Origin of the sequence: Photobacterium sanguinicancri (assembly GCF_024346675.1) — a bacterium.
Taxonomy (GTDB): domain Bacteria; phylum Pseudomonadota; class Gammaproteobacteria; order Enterobacterales; family Vibrionaceae; genus Photobacterium; species Photobacterium sanguinicancri.
This window is the reverse complement of sequence record NZ_AP024850.1, coordinates 991365-1016226: the sequence shown is the minus strand read 5'-3', so window position 1 is coordinate 1016226 and position 24862 is coordinate 991365. Positions and strand designations below refer to the sequence as shown.

Annotated in this window: 24 protein-coding genes; 7 read left to right on the top strand and 17 right to left on the bottom strand. The window is 44.2% G+C overall.

What is annotated here, in order from left to right; genetic code table 11:
• Positions 1-101 precede the first annotated feature (101 nt).
• The gene (locus OCU87_RS05020) at positions 102-533 is read left to right on the top strand and encodes an HIT domain-containing protein (protein WP_062689922.1); all 432 of its coding nucleotides are present in this window, start codon (positions 102-104) and stop codon (positions 531-533) included.
• 73 nt (positions 534-606) lie between these two features.
• Here OCU87_RS05020 and OCU87_RS05015 read toward each other — a convergent pair whose 3' ends face one another.
• The 5 genes from OCU87_RS05015 to znuA form a co-directional block, all read right to left on the bottom strand.
• A complete protein-coding gene (locus OCU87_RS05015; RefSeq protein ID WP_062689920.1) occupies positions 607-849 on the bottom strand; it encodes a FeoC-like transcriptional regulator in 243 nt (80 codons plus the stop codon).
• Positions 846-3122 carry a Fe(2+) transporter permease subunit FeoB gene (feoB, locus tag OCU87_RS05010; protein WP_062689918.1) on the bottom strand — a complete coding sequence of 759 codons (2277 nt, stop codon included), beginning with the start codon at positions 3120-3122 and terminating at the stop codon, positions 846-848. Before feoB ends, OCU87_RS05015 begins: the two co-directional genes overlap by 4 nt.
• On the bottom strand, positions 3122-3349 hold the full coding sequence (locus OCU87_RS05005) for a FeoA family protein (protein ID WP_062689916.1): 228 nt from the start codon (positions 3347-3349) through the stop codon (positions 3122-3124). Before OCU87_RS05005 ends, feoB begins: the two co-directional genes overlap by 1 nt.
• Before the next feature lie 268 nt (positions 3350-3617).
• The gene (gene mepM, locus OCU87_RS05000; protein WP_062689914.1) at positions 3618-4967 is read right to left on the bottom strand and encodes a murein DD-endopeptidase MepM; all 1350 of its coding nucleotides are present in this window, start codon (positions 4965-4967) and stop codon (positions 3618-3620) included.
• Between the two features lie 2 nt (positions 4968-4969).
• Positions 4970-5863: a zinc ABC transporter substrate-binding protein ZnuA gene (znuA, locus tag OCU87_RS04995; protein ID WP_094957065.1), complete on the bottom strand. Its 894-nt coding sequence runs from the start codon at positions 5861-5863 to the stop codon at positions 4970-4972.
• 93 nt (positions 5864-5956) lie between these two features.
• Between znuA and znuC the strand changes: the two genes are divergently transcribed.
• Both znuC and znuB read left to right on the top strand, forming a co-directional pair.
• A complete protein-coding gene (gene znuC / locus OCU87_RS04990; RefSeq protein WP_094957066.1) occupies positions 5957-6745 on the top strand; it encodes a zinc ABC transporter ATP-binding protein ZnuC in 789 nt (262 codons plus the stop codon).
• Positions 6738-7526 (top strand): zinc ABC transporter permease subunit ZnuB, encoded by a 789-nt coding sequence (gene znuB, locus OCU87_RS04985; RefSeq protein ID WP_062689910.1) that lies wholly within the window; start codon positions 6738-6740, stop codon positions 7524-7526. The genes znuC and znuB overlap by 8 nt, the downstream gene beginning before the upstream one ends.
• A 65-nt stretch (positions 7527-7591) precedes the next feature.
• On the opposite strand, the gene OCU87_RS04980 is transcribed toward znuB, so the two are convergent.
• The 9 genes from OCU87_RS04980 to sdhC all read right to left on the bottom strand — a co-directional run bounded on the left by OCU87_RS04980 (position 7592) and on the right by sdhC (position 17614).
• Positions 7592-7897, bottom strand: coding sequence for a VF_A0006 family four-cysteine protein (locus tag OCU87_RS04980; RefSeq protein ID WP_062689908.1), 306 nt, complete (start codon positions 7895-7897; stop codon positions 7592-7594).
• A gap of 131 nt (positions 7898-8028) precedes the next feature.
• Complete coding sequence (gene sucD / locus OCU87_RS04975; RefSeq protein ID WP_094956942.1) at positions 8029-8901, bottom strand: succinate--CoA ligase subunit alpha; 873 nt, start codon at positions 8899-8901, stop codon at positions 8029-8031.
• Positions 8901-10067, bottom strand: coding sequence for an ADP-forming succinate--CoA ligase subunit beta (sucC, locus tag OCU87_RS04970; protein WP_062689906.1), 1167 nt, complete (start codon positions 10065-10067; stop codon positions 8901-8903). Before sucC ends, sucD begins: the two co-directional genes overlap by 1 nt.
• A gap of 141 nt (positions 10068-10208) precedes the next feature.
• Positions 10209-11423, bottom strand: coding sequence for a 2-oxoglutarate dehydrogenase complex dihydrolipoyllysine-residue succinyltransferase (gene odhB, locus OCU87_RS04965; RefSeq protein ID WP_261857932.1), 1215 nt, complete (start codon positions 11421-11423; stop codon positions 10209-10211).
• Positions 11424-11475: 52 nt separating this feature from the next.
• Entirely contained in the window at positions 11476-14286 is a 2811-nt protein-coding gene (gene sucA / locus OCU87_RS04960; protein WP_261857931.1) for a 2-oxoglutarate dehydrogenase E1 component, read from the bottom strand.
• Between the two features lie 105 nt (positions 14287-14391).
• On the bottom strand, positions 14392-15105 hold the full coding sequence (locus OCU87_RS04955; RefSeq protein WP_062689901.1) for a succinate dehydrogenase iron-sulfur subunit: 714 nt from the start codon (positions 15103-15105) through the stop codon (positions 14392-14394).
• A gap of 14 nt (positions 15106-15119) precedes the next feature.
• Entirely contained in the window at positions 15120-16886 is a 1767-nt protein-coding gene (gene sdhA, locus OCU87_RS04950) for a succinate dehydrogenase flavoprotein subunit (protein ID WP_261857930.1), read from the bottom strand.
• A complete protein-coding gene (gene sdhD, locus OCU87_RS04945) occupies positions 16887-17234 on the bottom strand; it encodes a succinate dehydrogenase, hydrophobic membrane anchor protein (protein ID WP_094956947.1) in 348 nt (115 codons plus the stop codon).
• Positions 17228-17614, bottom strand: a complete 387-nt coding sequence (sdhC, locus tag OCU87_RS04940; protein ID WP_062689896.1) for a succinate dehydrogenase cytochrome b556 subunit — start codon at positions 17612-17614, stop codon at positions 17228-17230. Before sdhC ends, sdhD begins: the two co-directional genes overlap by 7 nt.
• Before the next feature lie 411 nt (positions 17615-18025).
• Here sdhC and OCU87_RS04935 point away from each other — a divergent pair, with 411 nt between their 5' ends.
• Complete coding sequence (locus tag OCU87_RS04935) at positions 18026-19315, top strand: citrate synthase (protein ID WP_048898703.1); 1290 nt, start codon at positions 18026-18028, stop codon at positions 19313-19315.
• 114 nt (positions 19316-19429) lie between these two features.
• On the opposite strand, the gene OCU87_RS04930 is transcribed toward OCU87_RS04935, so the two are convergent.
• Entirely contained in the window at positions 19430-20188 is a 759-nt protein-coding gene (locus OCU87_RS04930; RefSeq protein ID WP_261857929.1) for a Nif3-like dinuclear metal center hexameric protein, read from the bottom strand.
• A 108-nt stretch (positions 20189-20296) separates the two neighbouring features.
• On the opposite strand from OCU87_RS04930, the gene OCU87_RS04925 reads away from it, so the two are divergent.
• The gene (locus tag OCU87_RS04925) at positions 20297-21133 is read left to right on the top strand and encodes a DUF1853 family protein (RefSeq protein WP_261857928.1); all 837 of its coding nucleotides are present in this window, start codon (positions 20297-20299) and stop codon (positions 21131-21133) included.
• A 72-nt stretch (positions 21134-21205) separates the two neighbouring features.
• Here OCU87_RS04925 and pgm read toward each other — a convergent pair whose 3' ends face one another.
• On the bottom strand, positions 21206-22852 hold the full coding sequence (gene pgm, locus OCU87_RS04920) for a phosphoglucomutase (alpha-D-glucose-1,6-bisphosphate-dependent) (RefSeq protein ID WP_261857927.1): 1647 nt from the start codon (positions 22850-22852) through the stop codon (positions 21206-21208).
• Between the two features lie 39 nt (positions 22853-22891).
• Positions 22892-23443 carry a replication initiation negative regulator SeqA gene (gene seqA / locus OCU87_RS04915; protein WP_062690032.1) on the bottom strand — a complete coding sequence of 184 codons (552 nt, stop codon included), beginning with the start codon at positions 23441-23443 and terminating at the stop codon, positions 22892-22894.
• Positions 23444-23546: 103 nt separating this feature from the next.
• Between seqA and OCU87_RS04910 the strand changes: the two genes are divergently transcribed.
• Positions 23547-24308, top strand: coding sequence for an alpha/beta fold hydrolase (locus OCU87_RS04910; protein ID WP_062689889.1), 762 nt, complete (start codon positions 23547-23549; stop codon positions 24306-24308).
• A gap of 145 nt (positions 24309-24453) precedes the next feature.
• Entirely contained in the window at positions 24454-24675 is a 222-nt protein-coding gene (locus tag OCU87_RS04905; protein ID WP_094956952.1) for a DUF2788 domain-containing protein, read from the top strand.
• Positions 24676-24862: the final 187 nt, after the last annotated feature.

The window sequence follows — 24862 nt, the reverse complement described above, 5'->3', positions numbered from 1 at the left end:
ATACTTGGTATCTTTAATGTCAGAATAGCGCAGTGCGAATGTTTGAAAATACTCAATCTAGCAGCCTGTGAGCGCCGCTGTACTCTATAGGAATATTTACAATGAATTTCATGCTTCACTCTCGTTTAGCGACAGATACCACAGTTTTGGGCGATCTTCCCCTTTGCCGTGTTTTACTCTCAAAAGAAGCATTAGGTCCTTGGCTGATCTTAGTTCCGCGTAAAAACGATTTACGTGAGATCCACCACTTAGATCAAAGTGAGCAGTATCAACTCATTAACGAATCAAGCGCTGTTGCTGCGTTGCTCGAAAATGATTACAAAGCCGATAAGATCAACGTAGGAGCTTTAGGTAACCTAGTGCCACAGCTTCATGTTCATCATATTGCCCGTTTTGAAAACGATGTCGCTTGGCCAGGTCCAGTGTGGGGAAATACCGATGGCACGCAGCGCAATGCTGAGCTGCAACTGGCATTAGCAGAAGAACTACGCGAAGAACTCAGTGCTATTACTGGCTTTGTCACTATCAGCTAAGACCAAGTTTTAGATCAAAAAAGGCAACCTCTCGGTTGCCTTTTTAATCGCATTGAATTTTAAAACACTGAACCTAACGCATTACCGTTATAGAGAGTTCATTGTCTTGCAGCTGTCGATACCATACTTCTTGGGCACTCTGGCAACAGCTATCAGCGTCACAACCTACTAGCTCCTTGCCTATCTTCCCTTTTTGAACCCAGATCGCAATCATTGCATCAACACCATCTTCACTCATACCAAAGTGATGAGCTAAATCGCTACGACGCGCGCGTCCTTTCTGTTCTATATAGTCTTTCAGCTGCTTTAAAATCATAGTGCTAGAGCCTCTGCTTGTTGCTTCTTACCTTCACGCTTAAACAGTATCAGTAAGCCTGCATTGATCGCGACGAAGAACGCAATCCACAGCATGCTGCTTGTTGGGTGATCAGAGAAGTGTGCAACTTGGTAGAACACAGATGCAAATGTGTAAGCCAGCAGCATAGTCCAACCTGCAATAAACAGTGAGAACTTCTGACCAAATTCACGAACATAAGCCCCCATTGCCGCCGCACATGGCGTGTACAGCAGGATGAAGATTAGGTATGCCATTGCAGCTGCCGAGCTAACAAAATGCGCTTGAATGTTACCAAATACAGAGGCATCAACTTCTTGGTCTTCAGCAACGGCATCTAAGTCGTTAAGCTCACCAACGGTAATACCAAGTGGATCGCTGTAGCTTAGGTCGGATAGGTTGGCGCCAATACTACCAACGGCTTCTTGCAAACTACCTAGCAAGTCATATTCTGCGTCGTCATCATCTGAAGATGGCGCATACAAGCTGTTCAAGGTGCCGACTACCGCTTCTTTTGCAAAGATACCCGTAATAATACCCACAGTTGCAGGCCAGTTATCTTCCTTCACACCAATAGGTGCAAGTACAGGCGTTACAATTTGAGCCGCTCTCGATAGCACTGACACTTCAGTATCTTCGTTACCAAAAGTACCGTCTGTACCTAATGAGTTGAAGAAGCTCAAGAAAGCAACAACCACAACGATTGTCTTACCCGCACCCAGTACGAATTTTTTCAGTTTCTGCCACGTTTTAATACCAACGTTACGCATAGTCGGTAATTCATAGTCTGGCATTTCCATGATGAAACTGTCACTTGAACCAGGATAAAGCGTATTACGTAAGATAAGGCCAGTAAGGACAGCAGCAAAAATGCCTAGCAGGTACAACGCAAATACCACGTTTTGACCGCTATCAGGGAAGAAAGCCGCCGCAAATAACGCGTATACAGGTAAACGTGCACCACATGACATAAAGGGTGCCATTGCTGCTGCAAGTTTACGTTCACGTTCTTGCTCTAGTGTACGGGTTGCCATAATAGCGGGAACGTTACAACCAAAGCCGAGAACCAAAGGTACGAATGCTTTACCCGGCAAGCCAACTTTTTGCATCACTTTATCAAGTACAAACGCTGCACGCGCCATGTAACCTGAGCTCTCAAGTAGAGCCAAGAACAAGTACAGACAAGCAATTACAGGAATGAAAGTCGCGACGGTTTGAATACCACCACCGATACCGTCAGCAATAACAGTAACAAGCCAAATAGGTAAGTGCCCGTCAAGCAGGTAATGACCGCCATCCACTAACACGGCACCAACGCTGATATCGAAGAAATCGATAAATGCACTGCCAATGTTAATAGAGAACATGAACATCAGGTACATAACAACGAAGAAGAAAGGAATACCAAACGCACGGTGAAGTAGCACGCTATCAATTTTATCACTCACGCTGCGGCTTAGCTTACCTTCTTGGCGACGAACTTGCTGACAAAGTTGGTGTAAGAATGTGTAACGTACGTCAGCAACTTGAATGTCAGGATCAACGACAACGGCTACTTTATTGCGAATATTACATGCCGCGTTCTTATCTGATTCAGATAAGCGATTAATGATCAGCGTATCATTTTCTAGTACGCGAATAGCTTGTGAGCGAGCATTAACTTCAGCGCTTGCAAATAATGGAGTTAGTTCTTTAATTGCCGCTTCAAATACGTCACCGTAATTAAGGCTTAGCTCTTTAACTGCGACACCTTGTGTCAGCATTTTATGCAGCTTCATTTTAAAATCAGCAACTTGATTTTGGTTATTTGCTGATAAAGTAAAAACTGGGCAGCCTAATGCCTTCTCGAGAGCTTTAACATCGAGCACTTGGCGTTGACGCTGTAGAACGTCCATTTTATTAAGGACAACAACCATAGGGCGGCCAAGTTCACGTAGTTGTAGGGTCATGTAAAGACTACGTTCAAGGCTAGATGCATCAACAACATTAATGATCACATCAGCGGGTGATGTCAAAATAGCACGAGATGCAATCGCTTCATCAAGACTGTTAGCATCATTAGCGCTATCAAGGTTATAAATACCAGGTAAATCGGTTAGCGCAAAATCATCGCCAGAACATTGGTATCTACCGGTTTTCTTCTCAACCGTAACACCCGCCCAGTTACCGACTTGCTGTTTAGCGCCCGTTAAACCATTAAAGAGTGTTGTTTTACCACTATTTGGATTACCAACCGTAAGAATGTTGTACTGCATTAGCGCACCTCCACATCAATATTTGCGGCAATTTGCTTGCGCAGTGCAATATCAACACCACGAACACGAACCTGAAGTGGATCACCCATTGGTGCGATGCGCACAACCGAGATTTCAGTATTGGGTAGTAAACCCATAACCATTAGTTTTTTACGCGTTGCTGTAGGTAGAGCTGATAAATTAGTCACTACTGCACCCACACCACATGCCATTTCCGACAGCTTCATGAATCGCTTACCTTAATAATAATAATTAGCATTTAATGTTGCTATGTTACATATCGCAACACCTTACGTCTTGATTAAAGTCAACAAAGATTAACTTATTTACATTTCGGTTAAGTAACTTAGCTATAAAGTGCTTGTTATTCATACGGCTACATTGGATTCTTGATATTCCATAGGTATTGAGCCTCGCTCTCTAAAACACAACTTTACCGCAAAAAAAAATGCGCACTAAAAGTGCGCATTTTACAACTTTCATTATGATGTAAAATTAACCCGGCATAACAGCTAATAACTTCTGACGTTCTTCGCTGGCTAATCGTAAATAATCCTTACGATCTTTAGATGGAACAGGTTCAGCCTGTGGCAATGGGACTTTCATTGCGTTCACTGGGCGATTCTTTTTAATTAGCTCATAGTGTAAGTGAGGCCCTGTTGAGCGCCCTGTGTTACCACTTTGCGCAATACGTTCACCCATGGTCACCTTATCGCCCACTTTCACTAAACGTTTATTTAAGTGAAGGTAGCGCGTCATGTATTCACGACCATGTTTGATAACAATGTAATTACCCGCTAATGGGTGCTTGCTTGATTTCACCACTACACCATCACCAGCGGCAAGTACTGAGGTACCAATTGGTACCGCAAAGTCAGTTCCATTGTGTGGTGAAATTCGACCAGTAATAGGATGCTTACGCGTAGGATTAAATGGTGAGCTTATACGATAACGCTTTTCTAATGGAAGTCGGCGTAAAGCACGATCAAGGCTCTTACCATCGGCATCATAAAACGAATTGTCACCTAAACGCATCGCAAACACTTCACGTTTACCGCTCAGGTAATAGATTGCTTTCACTTCGCCTTTATTAACAGCACGGCCATCAATAAATTCACGATCAACGGTTACAGCAAAACGATCACCTTTGCGAGCTTCGCGCCCAAAATCAAAACGCCATTGTAGCTTCTGCGCTAAAGTTTGAATTTGGTTAGCCGTTAATCCCGCAGCCATCGCTGAATTATAAAAACTACCGCTAATGCGTCCAGTTAGCACAACAGGCTTAATCTCACCATTTTCTTCCACTTTTTCGTATGAGTAACCATTATTGGTTAAAGAAAAAGTATCGGTAATTTTGGCACTGCGTTTAACCGAAAACTCAGTCACTTGACCTTCATCGTCTACCGACCATTCAATGGTTTGGCCAACACGAAGGTTCTGAATAGATTTATTCACATTGATGAGCGAATACATATTTGAAATAGGTAACGCATACTGCGAGAAAATAGATCCGAGAGTTTCACCAGAGGCGACTTGGTGAGTGTGTGATACATCAACCTCTTCTTGAAGCTGCTGCTCTAGTTCATCTTTTGGCACCAAAAACTCAGGGTCTTTAGGGTCGACAACTTCACCGATGGGTTCACTGTTCATATCTGACAGCTTTTCCAAGTCGGAACTAAGTGCGATATCTACACGCTCATTCGCCCCGAAGGTGCTAAGCGTAATAGGTTTCGAGGGCTGCCATACAAAGGCAGCAAGCAGCAACAAGGATGTTGAAGCTAGCGCAATACGGTGTTGGCGTGGGAGCTGCTTGATTGTCGCAGCTGCAACCTTATGTAATTTCATTATTATTTAAGACACTTGGTAAAACTTTGACCTAGTTCTTGTAAGAACGCGATATATCCACCCTGCTCGTAAGCAATATTTGTAGCCATTGGATCTAACGTTCCAATGCTGACACCAGTGCCATTTACTACACTACCAACAACCGCAGGAGAGAACTGAGGCTCACTAAACACACAGTAAGCTTGCTTCTCTTGCAGCGCACGGCGGATTGAAATAAGAGTTTTAGCACCAGGTCGACGATCTGGCTTTACGGTAAAGTGCCCCAAATTGTTTAACTTGAAATACTTTTCAAAATAACCGTAGCCGTCATGGAAAACAAAGTAGCCATGTTGTGTCACTGGTTGAAGCTGTTTTTTTAACTCATCGGTGGCAATATTCACCGATTTTTCAAACAGGGCAAGATTAGCTTTATATTCATTTTTATGCAACGGGTCAAAATCAATCAATGTGTCAGTAATTACAGTTGCTGCTTGTAATGACTGTTTGGGCCCCATCCAAAAGTGAGGATCTACCCCTTCGTGGCTATGATCATGTCCAGTATGGTCACCTTCTTCATCATGATCGTAATATAAGAAGTCAATTGATGACTGACTAGTCAATGCTATATTAGTCACATCATTTGTCAGTATTCTTGCCATAAAGGTTTCAAGTTCAGGTCCAACCCAAATCACTAAATCTGCATCATGAATTTTTTTTACATCTGACGGTTTCAATGCATAATCATGCGGTGAAGCCCCGGCAGGTAATAGCACCTGTGGTGCAGTCACACCTTGAGTCAATTCTTGTACAATAAGTTGCAATGGTTTAACACTAGTTACAACGTTAAACTCTTTTGCCATCAAATGGCTAGAAAAGAAAAAAGTGAAGATTAATCCGAATGAGATAAAGCGACTCATATTGGTTTCCATTATAATTGTGATCACTAATAGAAAAATTAGTGTTATATTGTAACATCCAAGCTTGCTAACGTCCTTACTAATCTCTTTTTTATGACCATATTAGTTGAATTACAGTCAGTCACCGTTACCTTTGCGGAACGGCACGTGCTCGATCAAGTATCTCTGAAACTTGAACGAGGCCAAATCACAACCTTAATTGGACCAAATGGCGCAGGGAAGTCCACCTTAGTGAAGGTTATCACGGGATTACGTAAACCATCTGCGGGCAAAGTTATCCGTAAGAAAGGATTACGTATTGGTTACGTCCCACAAAAGCTTCAGCTTAATGCCTCGCTGCCACTTACCGTGGATCGCTTTATGCGCTTAGCAGGACGCTACTCTGAATCCGATCGCTTGGAAGCATTACGTTTAGTCGGTGGCCCACATCTGCATCATAGCGACATGCACAGTTTATCAGGCGGGGAAACTCAGCGCGTTTTACTCGCACGTGCATTATTACAAAAACCCGATGTACTGGTACTCGACGAACCTGTACAAGGTGTTGATGTAAACGGGCAACTAGAATTGTATAGCTTAATCCAGTCACTCAGAGACAAGCTTGATTGCGCTATTTTAATGGTGTCTCATGACCTACATCTTGTGATGGCTAAAACAGATCATGTTATCTGTTTGCATCATCATATCTGTTGTTCTGGTGAGCCCGATGCAATTACTAACCACCCATCGTATGTCGCTTTATTTGGTAAACAACAAAGCGAACAACTGGCGCTGTATCATCATCAACACAATCACGACCATGATTCAGCAGGTAGCCCTGTAGGGCCATGTCAACACACTCACGATCACTCAGAACCTTGTTCGGACAATAAAAATGCTTGAGTTTCTTCTACCCGCCCTTGCTGCTGGCATTGGTATCGCATTGATTGCAGGCCCTTTGGGCTCGTTTGTTGTCTGGCGGAAAATGGCTTACTTCGGTGATACGCTTTCGCATGCATCATTATTGGGGATTGCACTTGGCTTTCTCTTTAATATTAACTTGAACCTTGCACTGCTTATTTGCTGCTTGGTACTTGCGGTTATTTTGGTCACCTTACAAAAACAGAAATATGTCGCGACTGATACCTTGCTCGGTATTCTAGCGCACAGCTCTTTGTCATTAGGTTTGGTAGCCATTAGCTTTCTCGATCATGTTCGTATCGATCTCATGTCGTACTTATTCGGTGATCTGCTCGCTGTAACCACATCAGATTTATTATGGATTTATGGTGGGGCAGCCATTGTACTCACGCTGCTTGTCACTCTGTGGCAACCTTTACTCTCGATGACGATCAGTGAAGAACTCGCGCAAGTTGAAGGTATTAATGTCGATTTAATGCGATTAATTTTAATGCTAATGGTAGGTCTGGTGATAGCAGTGGCAATGAAGTTTGTCGGTGCTTTGATTATTACTTCATTACTAATTATCCCAGCTGCAACAGCGCGCCGATTTTCAAAAAGCCCTGAAGCCATGGCGATTATCGCCTCAACTTTAGGCTCTATTGCTGTCATGTTGGGGCTAGCCATGTCATGGCATTATGACACCCCTGCAGGCCCTTCTGTCGTTGTAGCAGCCGCCGCACTCTTTATGCTAAGTCAATTCAAACGCGGTGAAGCGTCTTAATATTCATTAACGCCAGCTTAAACAGTTAGCTAAAAATCACTAATAGGCCAGCATGTATTGTTGGCCTAATTAAAAAAACTTCTATGTTTTTGATCGCAAGTTTGCTGAACTTGCACTGCGACAGAACGCTTTTTAACATCGGGCAAATAATCAAGTAAACACTGAAAGTAATCTTGGTCTTTCTGACTTAACATAAAATTATCGATATACAATCGATGGCAAGCATTTGTCATCATACTCGCAGCCGAAGTATCTTCTGCTTTGGATGCTGAAGCTAAAATACAATCTTGATAAGCCTCTTTGTCTTGTTTAGCAACAGCTGTACTTGCCACTAAGCATAATGTAACTCCAAGCCATTTATTTACTCTCACTGTCTAACGTCTCCCACGCCTATATTTGTTAGTACAAAGTAAATCATACAGTGTTTTATATTGTTGCATATAAATACTTCACATAAAAAAACCCGCTAACCAGTAGCGGGTTTTTATTACAGATTAAAAGCTTACCAACCAGTGACTTCACGTAATGCAGAGCCAATCTCGGCTAAACTTTTCACTGTCTTAACGCCTGCAGCTTCAAGTGCCGCAAACTTATCTTCAGCCGTGCCTTTGCCACCAGAAATAATCGCACCAGCATGACCCATACGTTTACCAGGAGGCGCTGTTACGCCTGCGATATAGGAAACAACAGGTTTAGTCACGTTAGCTTTGATGTAAGCAGCAGCTTCTTCTTCTGCTGTACCACCGATCTCACCAATCATTACAATTGCTTCTGTGGCTGGATCTTTTTCAAACATTTCTAGAATGTCGATAAAGTTTGAGCCTGGGATCGGGTCACCACCAATGCCAACACACGTAGACTGACCAAAGCCTTCATCTGTCGTTTGTTTAACCGCTTCATACGTTAGCGTACCAGAGCGAGAAACAATGCCGACTTTACCCGCTTTGTGAATATGGCCAGGCATGATACCAATCTTGCACTCATCTGGTGTGATAACACCCGGACAGTTAGGACCGATCATGCGTACACCTGCTTCATCAAGACGCACTTTAACATCCAGCATATCCAGCGTTGGAATACCTTCTGTGATAGTTACAATTAGCTTAATGCCTGCATCAATCGCTTCAAGAATCGCATCTTTACAGAACGGCGCAGGTACATAAATCACAGAAGCCGTTGCACCTGTTGATTCAACCGCTTCACGTACGGTATTAAAAACAGGTAGACCTAAGTGTTCTGTACCGCCTTTACCCGGTGAAACACCACCCACCATTTGTGTACCGTAAGCAATAGCTTGCTCAGAGTGGAATGTACCTTGCCCACCAGTAAAGCCCTGACAAATTACTTTGGTATCTTTATTAATTAGAACTGACATTATTTACCCTCCGCCGCAGCAACTACTTTCTCAGCTGCTTCAGTCAACGAAGTCGCAGCAATAATGTTTAGGCCGCTTTCAGCCAGTTTGGACGCACCTAGCTCAGCATTGTTGCCTTCAAGGCGAACAACCACAGGCACTTCTACGCCAACTTCTTCAACAGCACCAATGATACCTTCTGCGATCAAATCACAACGAACGATACCACCGAAAATGTTTACCAATACGGCTTTAACATTGCTATCAGAAAGGATAATTTTGAACGCTTCTGTTACACGCTCTTTTGTTGCACCACCGCCAACATCAAGGAAGTTAGCAGGCTGGCCACCATGTAGGTTAACGATATCCATCGTACCCATAGCAAGACCTGCACCATTAACCATGCAGCCGATGCTGCCATCTAGCGCGACGTAGTTAAGCTCCCACTTCGCGGCATGTGCTTCACGCTCATCTTCTTGCGATGGATCGTGCATTTCACGCAATTTTGGCTGGCGATACATAGCATTTGAATCAATATTAATTTTACCATCCAGACAAACTAGGTTGTTATCACCGGTAATCACTAGAGGGTTAATTTCAAGTAGTGCAAGATCGTACTCAGAGAACATGTTTCCAAGACCCATAAAGATCTTAGTGAATTGCTTAATTTGATCGCCTTTAAGACCGAGTTTGAATGCTAATTCACGGCCTTGGTATGCCTGAGGACCCACTAATGGATCAATTGCCGCTTTATGAATAAGTTCTGGCGTTTCTTCTGCTACTTTCTCGATTTCCACACCACCTTCAGTCGATGCCATGAAAACCACGCGGCGAGTACCACGGTCAACAACCGCACCTAAGTACAGTTCATTTGCGATATTAGATGCTTCTTCAACCAGAATTTTTGTCACTGGCTGACCATTTGCGTCTGTTTGGTAAGTGATTAGGTTTTTACCCAACCATTTCTGCGCAAATTCTTTAATGCCTTCTTTTGTGTCATGCAGCTCTACACCACCCGCTTTACCACGGCCACCAGCGTGAACTTGACATTTTACTACCCATTTGTCGCCGCCGATTTTACCCGCCGCTTCAGCTGCTTCTTGTGGTGTATCACAAGCATAGCCTTCTGGAACTGGCAGACCGTATTCAGCGAACAGCTGTTTTGCCTGATATTCGTGCAGATTCATGATGTTCTATCCGTTTTTATATCCCTTAGGGGATTTGTTATATCCATCTGATGTAGCACTTATGCCCTACACCACTCATACCTGAACTCAAACTAGGCCGAACGTGAGCATGTTCGGCCTGCACTATTTATCAACCAGGTATTACACGTCTAGTAATAGGCGTGTTGGGTCTTCTAATAAGTCTTTAATCGTAACCAAATAACCCACTGATTCACGACCATCTACAATGCGGTGATCATAAGACAGTGCTAGGTACATCATCGGTAAAATTTCAACTTTGCCACCCACAGCCATTGGGCGGTCTTGGATTTTGTGCATACCAAGGATCGCAGATTGTGGTGGGTTAATAATCGGAGTCGACATTAACGACCCAAATACGCCGCCATTGGTAATGGTAAAGTTACCACCCGTTAGATCATCAACTGTCAGTTTGCCATCGCGGCCTTTCAATGCGAGTTCGCGAATACCTTTTTCAATCTCAGCAAGGCTTAGCTTGTCGCAATCACGTAGCACTGGCGTTACCAAACCACGAGGTGTTGACACCGCAATGCTGACATCAAAGTAGTTATGGTAAACAATGTCTTCGCCATCTAAAGATGCATTGACTTCAGGGTAACGTTTTAGTGCTTCTACAACCGCTTTCACGTAAAAAGACATAAAACCAAGACGAATACCATGACGCTCTTCAAAGATGTCTTTGTATTGCTTACGAAGATCCATGATTGGCTTCATGTTTACTTCATTGAATGTCGTTAGCATCGCTGTACTGTTTTTCGCTTCAAGCAAACGTTCAGCAACACGCTTACGTAGGCGTGTCATTGGTACTCGCTTCTCACTACGATGAGCAAGTGGCGCTTCTACTTTAGCTTCAACAACCGGAGCTGTAGCAGGCGCAGTTTTAGCTTCTTTTACGTAAGCTTCAACATCTTCACGAGTAATACGACCACCAACTCCCGTGCCTTTTACATCAGATGCTTTGATGCTGTGCTCGCCAAGTAGGCGACGTACCGTCGGGCTCAGCGCTTCATTATTTTCTTCAGAAAGAGCCGCTGTATTACGTTTGTTTGGTGACGCTTCAGCTTCAGCTGGTACATCTTTTGTTGGCTCACCGGCAACAGCACCAACTTTTAGTTTACCAATCAGTTGCTTGGTAAGAACGGTCGTACCTTCACCTTCAAAAATTGCTTCTAGAATTCCGTCTTCAGGCGCGGGAACTTCTAGTACAACTTTATCCGTTTCAATGTCGACTAACACTTCATCGCGTGCTACCGCATCACCAGGTTTTTTATGCCATGTTGCTACTGTCGCATCTGCAACAGATTCAGGTAAATCGGGAACGAAGATTTCGATTGTCATATCGGTTTTTTCCTTTTTGTTCCAGTGCCTAATCGAGGTCACTAGGGCTCAATTAAGCAATAGTCAATGCGTCTTCAATTAACGCTTTTTGTTGTTTCAAGTGTACCGACATGTAACCTACAGCCGGAGAAGCAGAAGCTGGACGTCCGGCATAATTAAGATCAGCGCCTTTTGGCAATGCTGAACGGAAATTATGCTGGCTTGAATACCATGCCCCTTGATTTTGTGGCTCTTCCTGACACCATACAAAATCCGATACATGTTGGTAATCAGCTAATGCTGCTTCAACATCTTCTTTAGGGAATGGGTAAAGCTGCTCAATACGAACAATCGCCACATCAGTCTGTTCATTCTTACGACGCTGATCAAGCAGGTCGAAATAGACTTTACCTGAACAGAACACAACACGTTTTACTTGTGTTGAATCAAGGTCATCAACTTCGCCAATCGCAGGTTGGAAACTGCCATTCGCCAGCTCATCCATCGTTGAAGTACAAAGAGGATGGCGAAGTAATGATTTAGGTGACATTACAATCATAGGTCGACGCATAGGGCGAACCACCTGACGACGCAGCATGTGGTAAACCTGTGCTGGCGTAGACGGTACGATTACTTGCATATTTTGTTCTGCACATAACTGCAAGTAACGTTCTAGACGAGCAGATGAATGCTCTGGACCTTGCCCTTCGTAGCCGTGTGGTAGCAGCATGGTTAAACCACACATACGGCCCCACTTTTGTTCACCAGAACTGATGAACTGATCGATAACAACCTGAGCACCATTTGCAAAATCGCCAAACTGTGCTTCCCAAACGGTTAAAACGCTTGGCTCTGCTGTTGCATAACCATATTCAAATGCCAGCACTGCCTCTTCCGATAAAACAGAGTCAAACACTTGGAAAGTGCCTTGCTTATCATGAATATTAGCCAGCGGAATATAGGTACTTGCATCGCCTTGATTATGTAGAACCGCATGACGGTGGAAGAAGGTACCGCGCCCCGAATCCTGACCAGTAATACGAATACGATTACCGTCATCAACCAAAGTCGCATAGGCGAGTGTTTCAGCCATACCCCAATCAACCGCTTTCTCTTCAGCAATCATCAACAAACGATCGTTGTAGAGTTTTTGAACACGACTTTGTAGCGTGTGGCTATCAGGGAACTGGCACACTCGCTGACCAAGTTCAACTAAACGCTGCTTGTCAACTTTGCTTGTCCAATCGACTGTCCAGTCATGGCCTAAGTAAGGTTCCCAATCCACTGAATGCAGTTTCATTGGGCGCCACTCTTTCACCACACACTCACCGCGGTCTAATGCATCACGGTATTCATTAATCAGTGCCGTTGCTGTTTCTAGCTCAACGGTTGAAACATCCGTTAAAGCATCCGCATAGATTTTACGTGGAGTGGGATGTTTCTTGATTTTTTGGTACATCAGAGGCTGAGTCGCGTTCGGCTCATCAGCTTCATTGTGGCCATGACGGCGGTAACATACCAAATCAATCACAACATCACGTTTGAATTCATTTCGGTAATCAAATGCAATGCGCGTTACAAATGCAACGGCTTCAGGATCATCCGCATTTACATGGAAAATCGGAGCCTGAACCATTTTTGCAATATCGGTACAGTATTGCGTTGAGCGCATATCTTGAGGATTTGATGTCGTGAAACCGATTTGGTTATTAACAACAATACGTACTGTTCCACCCACGCGGTAACCACGGGACTGAGACATATTGAATGTTTCAGCCACTACGCCCTGCCCTGCTATTGCAGAGTCACCATGAATAGTAATCGGCAGTACTTTAGAGCCATCACAATCGCCTAAACGATCTTGACGAGCACGCACAGAGCCAACAACCACAGGATTTACAATTTCAAGGTGAGATGGGTTGAATGCCAATGCTAAATGCACATCACCACCCGGTGTTGCAAAGTCTGCTGAGAAACCTTGGTGATATTTCACATCACCCGTACCCCATGATTCGCCATGTTTACCCGCGAATTCATCGAATAAGTCTTGTGGTTTTTTGCCTAGAACGTTTACCAACATGTTCAAGCGGCCTCGGTGAGCCATGCCCACAACAACCTCACGAACACCTTGTGCACCCGCATGACGAATTAATTCTTTCATCATAGGGATCATTGCATCACCGCCTTCAAGCGAGAAACGTTTAGCACCAGGGAATTTAGCCCCTAGGTAACGTTCTAACCCTTCAGCTGCAGTGAGTTCTTCTAGGAAAGTGATTTTTTCTTCTTGACTGAAAGTACCTTGACCCACCACGGATTCTAAACGTTGTTGAATCCAACGTTTTTCATCTGTGTTTGTCATGTGCATATATTCCGCACCGATTGAACCACAGTAGGTTTTTTTCAATGCGTCATAAATTTCAGACAATTTCATGGTTTCTTTGCCGATAGCAAACGAACCCACGTTGAAGCTTTGATCGAAGTCTTCCGCTGTTAGTGTATGGAAAGCTGGATCTAAGTCTTCGACTTTTTCCCGTTGCCATATGCCAAGCGGATCAAGATTTGCGTGTTGGTGTCCGCGGAAGCGGTACGCATTAATGAGCTGTAGAACTTTAACCTGCTTGGCATCCACATCTGGATCACTGACGCTTGCGCTTAAAAAAGTTGTCTCTTTAGCTAAACGTCGGAAGTAATCACGTACACGCGAATGAGGTTGTTCAACAACGGTCTCTTCCGCTACAGGTAAGCCGTCAAATACGTCTCGCCATACGTCATCAACTAAGTCTGGGTCGCTAAGATACAACTCGTAGAGATCCTCTACATAAGTCGCATTGGCGCCAGCCAGGTGTGAAGACTCAAGCCATGTCTTCATAACGCCATTCTGCATTGTTTTCCCTTAACCACTAGTTATCGCCAATTGCTCTGGTCTAAGCCGAGCTTATAAAAGCTGGCTTCCAATTTATTGGTCACCAGCATATCGATAATATGAATTTTATACTGCGCGTTTAAGCAGCATAGTTTTGATATGTCCGATTGCCTTCGTCGGATTTAATCCCTTAGGACAAACATTTACACAGTTCATGATGCCATGGCAACGAAAAACACTAAAAGCGTCGTCGAGATCGGATAATCGCTCATCTGTTGCAGTGTCTCGACTATCAATTAGCCAACGATAGGCAGCAAGCAAGCCAGCAGGACCAATAAACTTGTCGGGATTCCACCAGAATGAAGGACAAGAAGTAGAGCAACATGCACACATAATACAGTCGTACAAACCATCTAAATGCGCGCGATCTTCTGGTGATTGCAAGTTCTCACGTGCCGGTGGTAATGAGCCATCATCGATAAGAAATGGCTTCACCTTGGCGTAGTTTGTATAGAACTGATCCATATCAATGATTAGATCACGAATTACAGGCAATCCCGGCAATGGACGGATCACTATTGTACTCTCGCCAGTTAGCGCCGAGAGTGGTGTGATACAAGCCAACCCATTTTTGCCATTCATGTTAATACCGTCTGAACCACAGACACCTTCGCGACATGAACGACGGAATGATAACGTTGAGTCTTGCTCTTTCAGCAAAATTAACGCATCCAGTACCATCATGTCTGAACCTTCAGGCACATCAAGAATGTAACCTTTCATATGCGGTGCATTGTCGACATCAGGGTTATAACGGTAAATTGAAAAATTCAGTTTCATAATTTATCCCTCCCCTAGTATGTACGAGCTTTAGGCGGAAAAGCTTCACGATGAATCGGTGCCATATTGACATCACGCTTCGACATCTCTTCTGTCTCTGGGTTGTAAATTGAGTGGCACAACCAATTCGCATCATCACGTTCAGGGAAGTCAAAACGCGCATGGGCACCACGGCTTTCAGTACGGTAATTTGCGGCAACCGCTGTTGCGTATGCCGTTTCCATCAAGTTATCAAGTTCAAGACACTCGATACGCTGGGTATTAAATTCAGACGATGTGTCATCTAGACGCGCTTCTTTCAAGCGCTCGCGAATAACTTTCAGTTCACTCAGGCCTTTCGCCATCGCATCACCTTCACGGAATACCGAGAAGTTGTTCTGCATACAAGATTGCAGGTCTTTGCGGATTTCTACTGGGTCTTCACCTTTTTGGGTCGTATTCCAGCGGTTAACACGGCTTAGTGATGCTTCAATATCAGAATCTGTTGCGGGACGAGCTTCCGATTGTGCCGCTAAGGTTTCGCCAAGGTGTAAGCCTGTTGCACGGCCAAAAACCACCAAATCCAGCAGTGAGTTACCACCTAGACGGTTGGCGCCATGTACCGATACCGAAGCGATCTCACCACAAGCAAACAAACCTTGAACTTCTTCGTCTTGGCCTGATGCAGTTTGTTTTAGAGCTTGCCCTGAAACTTGTGTTGGGACACCGCCCATCATGTAGTGACAGGTTGGAATAACAGGAATTGGCTCTTTCACTGGGTCAATATGTGCAAAGGTACGTGAAAGTTCACAAATACCAGGGAGACGAGATTCAAGTACGTCTTTACCTAAGTGATCCAACTTCAGCTTAATGTGTGGCCCCCATGGACCATCGCAGCCGCGGCCTTCACGAATTTCAACCATCATTGAACGCGCGACAACATCACGACCAGCAAGATCTTTTGCATTCGGTGCGTAACGTTCCATAAAGCGCTCGCCGTCTTTATTCAGCAGATAGCCACCTTCACCACGACAGCCTTCTGTAACCAACACACCAGCACCAGCGATACCTGTTGGGTGGAATTGCCACATCTCGATGTCTTGCATTGGAACACCAGCACGTAGCGCCATACCTACACCGTCACCGGTATTGATGTGTGCATTGGTTGTTGATGCGTAAATTCGGCCAGCACCACCAGTTGCTAGGATGGTTGCTTTTGATTTGAAGTAGCAAATCTCACCGGTTTCCATGCAAAGCGCCGTACAACCTAAGATGGCACCATCTTGGTTTTTCACTAAATCAAGCGCATACCACTCAGAAAAGATGGTTGTCTTGTGTTTAATATTTTGTTGGTAAAGCGTATGAAGCAAGGCGTGGCCTGTTCGGTCGGCAGCGGCAGCGGTACGTGCCGCTTGTTCACCACCAAACTCTTTTGATTGGCCGCCAAAAGGACGTTGATAAATAGTGCCGTTATCAAACCGAGAAAATGGCAGTCCCATTTTTTCTAGTTCAATAACTGATTTTGGGCCATTCTGGCACATGTATTCAATGGCGTTTTGGTCACCGATGTAGTCAGAACCTTTTACGGTATCGTACATGTGCCACTGCCAGTTATCTGGGTGAGAATTACCAAGGGCAACGGTAATACCACCTTGAGCAGATACAGTGTGTGAGCGGGTAGGAAATACTTTAGACAACAAGGCACATTTTAAGCCTTGCTCAGAAATTTGAAGTGCGGCGCGCATACCTGCACCACCAGCACCAATAACAACAGCATCAAATTCTCGAACTGCAATGCTCACTTACGCACCCCACACTATTAAAAAACCTGAAAACAGGTAAACAAGAAGAACAACAACCACTCCCAACTGAAGCCCTGCACGTAAAGCTGCGGGTTTAATATAATCAGTGAGTACTTGCCACAGGCCAATCCATGCATGTACTAAGATCGAAAGTAACGCTAGCAGTGTGAATACACGGGTACTTAACTGGCCAAAAAATGCAGACCAAGTTTCAAACGTTAATTCCGGACCAAATGCGAAGAATCCGACCATATAGAAGGTGTAAAGTGTAAGGATCAGTGCAGTTGCACGAATTAAAATGAAGTCATGTATGCCATTGCGGCCGACAGTTGAAACATTGCCTACCATACTAAGCCTCCTGCAAATACAGAAAGTACCGCTGTAATTGCGAAGCTAATTTTAGCGCTTGCAATCCCAGTTTCCATTTCTTCGAAATACCCCATATCCATCATTAAATGGCGGACACCCACAACGATGTGATAAAACAGCGCAGTTAGGATTCCCCACAGAACAAATTTCACAAAGAAGCTATCAACGATGTCGGCAGCACTTGCAAAGCCTTCAGGGGAAGAAAGTGACATGTTGAGCAGCCACAGTAGGATAGAAATAGAAACAAACGTAATAACGCCGGATACACGGTGTACGATCGACGCAATCGCAGTCAGAGGAAAGCGAATCGTCTGTAGGTCGAGGTTGACAGGTCTTGGCTTTTTTACTTTCACGGTCATTGCCCACTCAGCTCCTTTGGAGCGCATTATTTTTATGAATGAACTCTCCAGTTCATTTTTCCACTTAGCCTCTCAAACAAATGCAACATTCTAGTAACTTACGGTTATTATGTTGTTCTACTATACATTTAGAACATTTATAGCTTTAAGTTACTAATAACATTGATGACTAGAACATTTGTTACCAGCATAGCTGTGCTAGAGACCTGCCGCGATTATATGCCCCGTAACAACCAATTACAAACCTCTTAACATGACATCTAACACGGTTTCGGGAATTCGTACGTTTTTATCGAAAGTTATTAACAAGCGCACACATCACAGCACAAAAATTGACAAAATGAGCTTCGGGCGGTACAACAAATATGCATCCGCCTTGGATTAGGATTATAAAAAACAAAGGAGATTGTTATGGCAGATAAGAACGCTACTCTTCATATTGAAGGGAAGGCTCCTATCGAATTGCCGATTATCGGGGGCACTCAGGGGCCAGAGGTAATTGATGTGCGTAAACTAGGCGCTAACGGTTACTTCACATTCGACCCTGGTTTTCTAGCCACTGCTTCGTGTGAATCACAAATCACCTACATTGATGGTGATAAAGGTATTCTTCTGCACCGCGGCTACCCTATTGATCAACTCGCCAACAATGCTGATTACCTTGAAGTTTGTTACGTCCTATTATATGGCGAAGTACCGACTCGTGAAGAGTACGAAAACTTCCGTACCACTGTGACTCGTCACACTATGGTACACGAGCAAATTGCGAGCTTTTTCCATGGATTCCGTCGTGATGCGCACCCAATGGCTGTTATGTGTGGTGTGGTTGGGGCACTTGCCGCCTTCTATCATGATTCATTAGACATTAATAACGACGAGCACCGTGAAATCACGGCCTTCCGTCTATTGTCTAAAATGCCAACATTAGCGTCGATGTGTTACAAATATTCCATTGGCCAACCGTTTATCTTCCCTCGCAATGATCTTGATTATGCAGAAAACTTCTTGCATATGATGTTCGCTACACCTTGTGAAGAGTACGAAGTGAGCCCGGTTGTCGCACGTGCTATGGACAAAATTTTCACCCTGCACGCTGATCATGAACAAAATGCATCAACGTCAACCGTACGTCTTGCTGGTTCTTCTGGTGCTAACCCATTTGCTTGTATTGCAGCAGGTATTGCATCACTTTGGGGCCCTGCGCATGGTGGCGCTAATGAAGCTTGTCTGAAGATGCTCGAAGAAATTGGCAGTGTTGATCAGATCCCTGAATACATTGATCGTGCTAAAGATAAAGATGACCCGTTCCGCCTAATGGGCTTCGGTCACCGTGTTTACAAGAACTATGACCCACGTGCAACTGTAATGCGTGAAGCATGTCATGAAGTATTGGAAGAGCTTAACATTCAAGATCCACTACTTGATGTAGCAATGGAACTCGAGCGTATTGCACTTTCTGACCCATACTTTATTGATAAGAAATTATATCCGAACGTCGATTTCTACTCAGGTATCATCCTGAAAGCAATCGGTATTCCAGTATCTATGTTTACAGTAATTTTCGCGATGTCGCGTACTGTCGGCTGGATTGCGCACTGGAGCGAGATGCATGCCGATCCTACAAACCGTATTGGTCGTCCTCGTCAGCTTTACACGGGTTACACACAACGTGAATTCCAGCCAATTCATGAGCGTGAATAGCCTTACAAAACAATAGAACGAAAAAGGGTTGCCAGTGGCAACCCTTTTTTATACCAATCATACGTACCAAACGAGGCTGTATTCATGAAGCAGGCATCAATGATGCCTACACCACTAAACTGGATTATCAATATCAATGAAAGTTACATCAAACTGGTGCTCTTGCGCCAGCCACTCACCCAATGCTTTCACGCCATAGCGCTCTGTCGCATGGTGCCCTGCACCGAAATAATGAATGCCTAATTCACGTGCAATATGGGTTGTCCGCTCAGAGACCTCACCAGAAATAAAAGCATCAAGGCCTTTCTGTGCTGCTAATTCGATAAAGTCCTGACCACCACCAGTACACCAACCGACGGTTTTAATTTCAGCAGGCGCATTATCACCAATATGCAAAGGCTCACGATGTAAGGTCATCGCGATACGTGCCGCCAACTCTTCACCTGTTAATGGCTCTTCAAGTTGGCCGTGAATTGCTACGGATTTCGGGTTATCCGCTTCCAAGCCACCCAGTACATCAAACCCTAACAGTTTAGCGAGTTGTGCATTATTACCGAGCTCTGAATGGACATCTAACGGCAAATGATAAGCGTATAAATTAATGCCGTTATCCATCAGCGCTTTGATTCGACGAAACTTCATGCCTCGGATTTCAGCGGCTTCACCTTTCCAGAAGAAACCGTGATGAACCACTAGCGCATCGGCTTTTTCTTCAATAGCGCGATCAATTAAAGCCTGACAAGCTGTCACGCCAGTCACAATTTTTTTAACTTCAGCCTTACCTTCAACCTGTAAGCCATTTGGGCAGTAGTCTTTAATTAAGTGTGGGCTAAGTAGCTTATTTAATACAGCTTCTAATTTTAAATTATTCATTCAGTCTTCCATTTGACGACAGGTGAAGTTAATACCTATAGTGTAGCCATTGTCATCACCCAGATCACCCGCTTACAATGGTGAAAAGCCATTTAGATAATGTATTGAATGAAAACACAACTTTGTTATGACGATGTCCAACAAATCGCAAACGACTTCAATGCGGTATTAACTCTCCCTTCGCTCACCAACCAACAGCGATTCCAAATTGATGATGCTTGGTTAACTGCATTCAAAAGCAAGGCTCATATCCCCAACATTGAGGCTTATGAAGGGAACCGACGCTTAGGGTTTTACTATCAATGGCTTTGGCTACAGCTGATCAATGCTCACCCAGATTACGCACTCGTGGCGGAAGAAGTGCAGCTAAATTGGCAAAACCAAACGCTAGGCGCTATCGATTTTCTGGTCAAAAACTTACGCACGAACGAGGTAGAACATTGGGAGGTTGCAATCAAGTTTTATCTTGCCTATCAGGGGCAATGGCTTGGTCCAAATGCCAGTGACAACCTTGATAAAAAAACCGCACGAATGGTTGATCATCAATTGCGCCTCACTGAACACCCCGCTTATCAGACAGTGCTCCAATCGCAATACGGTTTAATTCGACACAAACGCCTGATCATGCAAGGCAGGCTATTTGATTGCATAGATGACAAACAACAGGGGTCGAACATTGCAATAAATCCAGCAACCGTTAACGGTAAGTGGTGTTTCAAACATCAAGCGATTGCATTAACCAAAAAGCATTATCAGTTCTTTACTCTTAGTAAACCTCAGTGGATCTGCCCGCCTCGTCCCAGCACCAGTACACAAAAAAAATCACCATACCTTGAACTAAATCAGTTGACGACGCCAACTCAGGCAATCGACCAAAATGACCAAGTATGGTTTATCGTTCCCGATCATTGGCCTTTGCATAACAACGACCTTATCGCGAAGTAGCCGAATTTCAGACATAAAAAAAGACGCCGCTTGGCGTCTTTTCATCATGTAATAATCTAGCTGTAAGGCTAATTACAAACCTGCGTCTGCAAATACTTTACTCACAATTTCTTGTGCTTCGCTTTCAATTAAACGAAGGTGTTCTTCGCCTTTGAAACTTTCGCAGTAGATCTTGTAGATATCTTCAGTGCCTGATGGACGAGCAGCAAACCAACCGTTATCAGTTGTTACTTTCAAGCCACCAATTGCAGCGCCATTACCTGATGCGTGTGTTAACCGCGCAGTGATAGGATCACCAGCCAGTGTTTCTGCCGCTACCATTTCAGGTGAAAGCTTACTTAGTACTGCTTTTTGCTCACCATTGGCAACAGCTTGTAGGCGGTTATACTGGGACTCACCGTGCTTAGCCACGAGATCTAGGTAATATTCATGCGGATTCTTACCTGTCACCGCTGTAATTTCAGCAGCTAAAAGACAAAGTAAGATGCCGTCTTTGTCGGTAGACCAAGGCGTACCATTGGTACGTAAGAAAGATGCACCTGCACTCTCTTCACCACCAAAGCCTAGCTCACCAGAATACAAACCATCAACAAACCACTTAAACCCAACTGGTACTTCACAAAGCTCACGGCCAAGGTCAGCAACCACACGGTCAATCAAAGCGCTTGATACTAATGTTTTACCAACCGCAACACTTTCAGACCATTCAGGACGGTGACGGTATAAGTAATCAATGCACACTGCCAAGTAATGGTTCGGGTTCATTAAACCTGCTGGTGTGACAATACCATGGCGATCATAATCAGGGTCATTACCAAACGCTAAGTCGTACTTGTCTTTGTGCGCAAGTAAGCCTGCCATTGCGTAAGGAGACGAGCAATCCATACGTACTACGCCATCTTTATCTAATGACATAAAACGGAACGATGGATCGATAGACTCATTCACCAGCGTCAGGTCTAAACCGTAATGTGCCGCAATCTGGCGCCAGTATTCAATGCCAGAGCCACCCAGAGGGTCAACACCGATTGTTAGCTTCGCTTTTTGAATTGCAGCCATGTCGATTACATTAACAAGATCGTCAACATAAGGTGCAACCAAATCTAGCTCTACGACAAGCTCACTTGCCAATGCATCTTCAATCGCAACACGCTTCACATCCACTAAACCATTCGCAATAATCGCGTTAGCACGCGCTTCAATTGCTGTAGTGAGCTCACCTTCCGCCGGGCCACCATGTACAGGGTTGTACTTAATGCCGCCGTCTTGCGGTGGGTTATGTGAAGGCGTAATAACAATACCGTCAGCTTTGTCAGTATTCACTTTATTATGGCAAAGGATGGAATGCGAGATACCCGGTGTTGGGGTATAGCCTTTACCGACTTGGATAACAACCTGAACACCATTCGCTACCAGCACTTCTAATGTAGAAGTAAATGCAGGCTCTGACAGTGCATGAGTATCTTTACCTAAGAAAAGCGGACCTGTAACACCTTTTTCTGCACGTACTTCAGCTACCGCTTGAGCAATTGCCCAAATATGATGCTGATTAAACGTGCCTTTATCGGCGGTACCACGGTGACCAGAAGTCCCGAAAGCAACTGCTTGCTGCGGATTATTAGCCTTAGGTTCAATTAGGAAGTAATTAGCCACTAACGCTGGAATATTGTGCATATCTTCTTGCTGGGCTTGCTGCCCAGCACGAGGATGAATCGCCATAAAATTTTCTATCCTTGTAAAAAGAGAGGCTTATTGCCCTTAAATTTCACCGCAAACTTTTTCGGTAATATCACCACCGAAGCCCATTTTAGTCATCAGTTGATCTACCATTTGGCGTTTACGGTCAGTATTCGTATTTGTAATTACCCAGAAAGGTGTCTCAGGAATGGCTTTTGGTTTTGTCGTTTTGCCACTCGCAAGTAAAGTCTCTTCTTGATCTGCGAAATATACACGCGTACGCCCCTTAATGGCCGCAGCTTCTGTGAACCCTTTAGAATCAATGCGATAAAGAGATGATAGGATCATCATAAAGCGACCAATGGCTTTTTCCTGTGCCGCGAACTCGTCAGAGATCAATAGCGATCGCATTTCTTTTACACGATCGATTTGCGGTGTATTACCAGCATCTTTACTTACAACGATACCGCGTGGGCGAACAGGCATTACCGTTTCAGGTGCAACTGCAACCTGAAGGTTTTCCTGAGGCATCATCAGTAATCGACGCAGAATGTCAGAGGCACTTTCACCTATATGCTGAGTTTGGCTAGCAATATAGCGGTATAGCTCGTCGTCGACTTCAATCGTCTTCATCGTAGTGTTCATTATCGTTCCGTTTAAAAATTCACGATGCGATTATAACGTGATATACGGTTATACTCTACGGAAAACCATTAACAACAAGAGAAATTAGTCGGTGAATCTTCATTATCGCGTGGAAGGCGAAGGCGAAGCGATCATTTTGATCCATGGCCTTTTTGGCAGTTTAGACAACCTCGGCTTGTTAGCCCGAGTACTTAAAGAACACTACCAAGTGATCAGCGTGGATCTACGCAATCATGGTCAGTCGCCTAAAAGTGACTGTTTTACCTACCGTGAGATGGCACAAGACGTGCTCACCGTCGTAGATGATCTTCAGCTCAATACGTTCTCTGTAATTGGTCACTCGATGGGTGGTAAAGTTGCCATGGCATTAAGCGAGATCGCTCAAGATCGCTTAACCCAACTTATCGTCATGGATATTGCCCCTGTTGCTTACCAAGAACACCGCCATAAAAATGTGTTTGCAGGCCTACTCGAAGTAGCAAAACATACAGTAAGCAAGCGAAGCGAAGCGGAAACCTACTTAGCTCAGCATGTGGTTGAACCTGGGGTACGTCAGTTCCTACTAAAGTCTTTTGCTAAAGGCGATAACGGGTATGCATGGCGCTTCAATGTTGAGGCACTCATCGCCAATTATTCAACCATTATGGGTTGGTCCCCTATTGAGCCTTTCACTGGTAAAACTTTATTTATTAAAGGTCAAAATTCCGAATATATTCAAACGGCACACCGAAATGACGTTGCGAAACAGTTCCCCAACGCTAAAGCCCATATGGTCGCCAATACAGGCCACTGGCTCCATGCTGAAAAACCCGACGTCGTTAGCCGAATTATTCTAAACTTCTTGAATTCGTAACGCGCATTATAACCAATGCCTTATCGCACTGAGCTCTCTTGATGGTATCGCTATCAATATTGCTGATTACCGTTTGCAAGCGTTAACAGTGAGCTATGGGTTATGTTATAGTCTCGCCCTAGCTCAAACGTTGTAGGGAGACAGTGTGTTATACGAGCATATGGATCTGCTTGAATCCATCGGATTGGACTTGTTGTTTGCATTGATCTTTTTCTTTATCGGAATGGCGATAAAAGATGTGCTCAATCAAGGCAATGTGCCACCGTTTGGACGGAAAATTGTTTGGCTAGTGCTATTTCTGGGCTGTGCAGGCTTTATAACCAAAGGGTTAATCCAACTAAGTTGGGAAGGTGCTGGCCTCGGATAATGTTTTGTTTCTTAGCATAAAATCACATGCTAAGCAGCGTGTTCACTGAACATATGATAATCATGGAGATAGTTCGATACAAAAGCTATCGCACTAGTTGATCAAAACGATTATCATTAAAATTATTTCAGGCGTTTCCTGAACTAGTTACTAAAAACCGTTAATATTTTTTCGGTCATAATCTTAT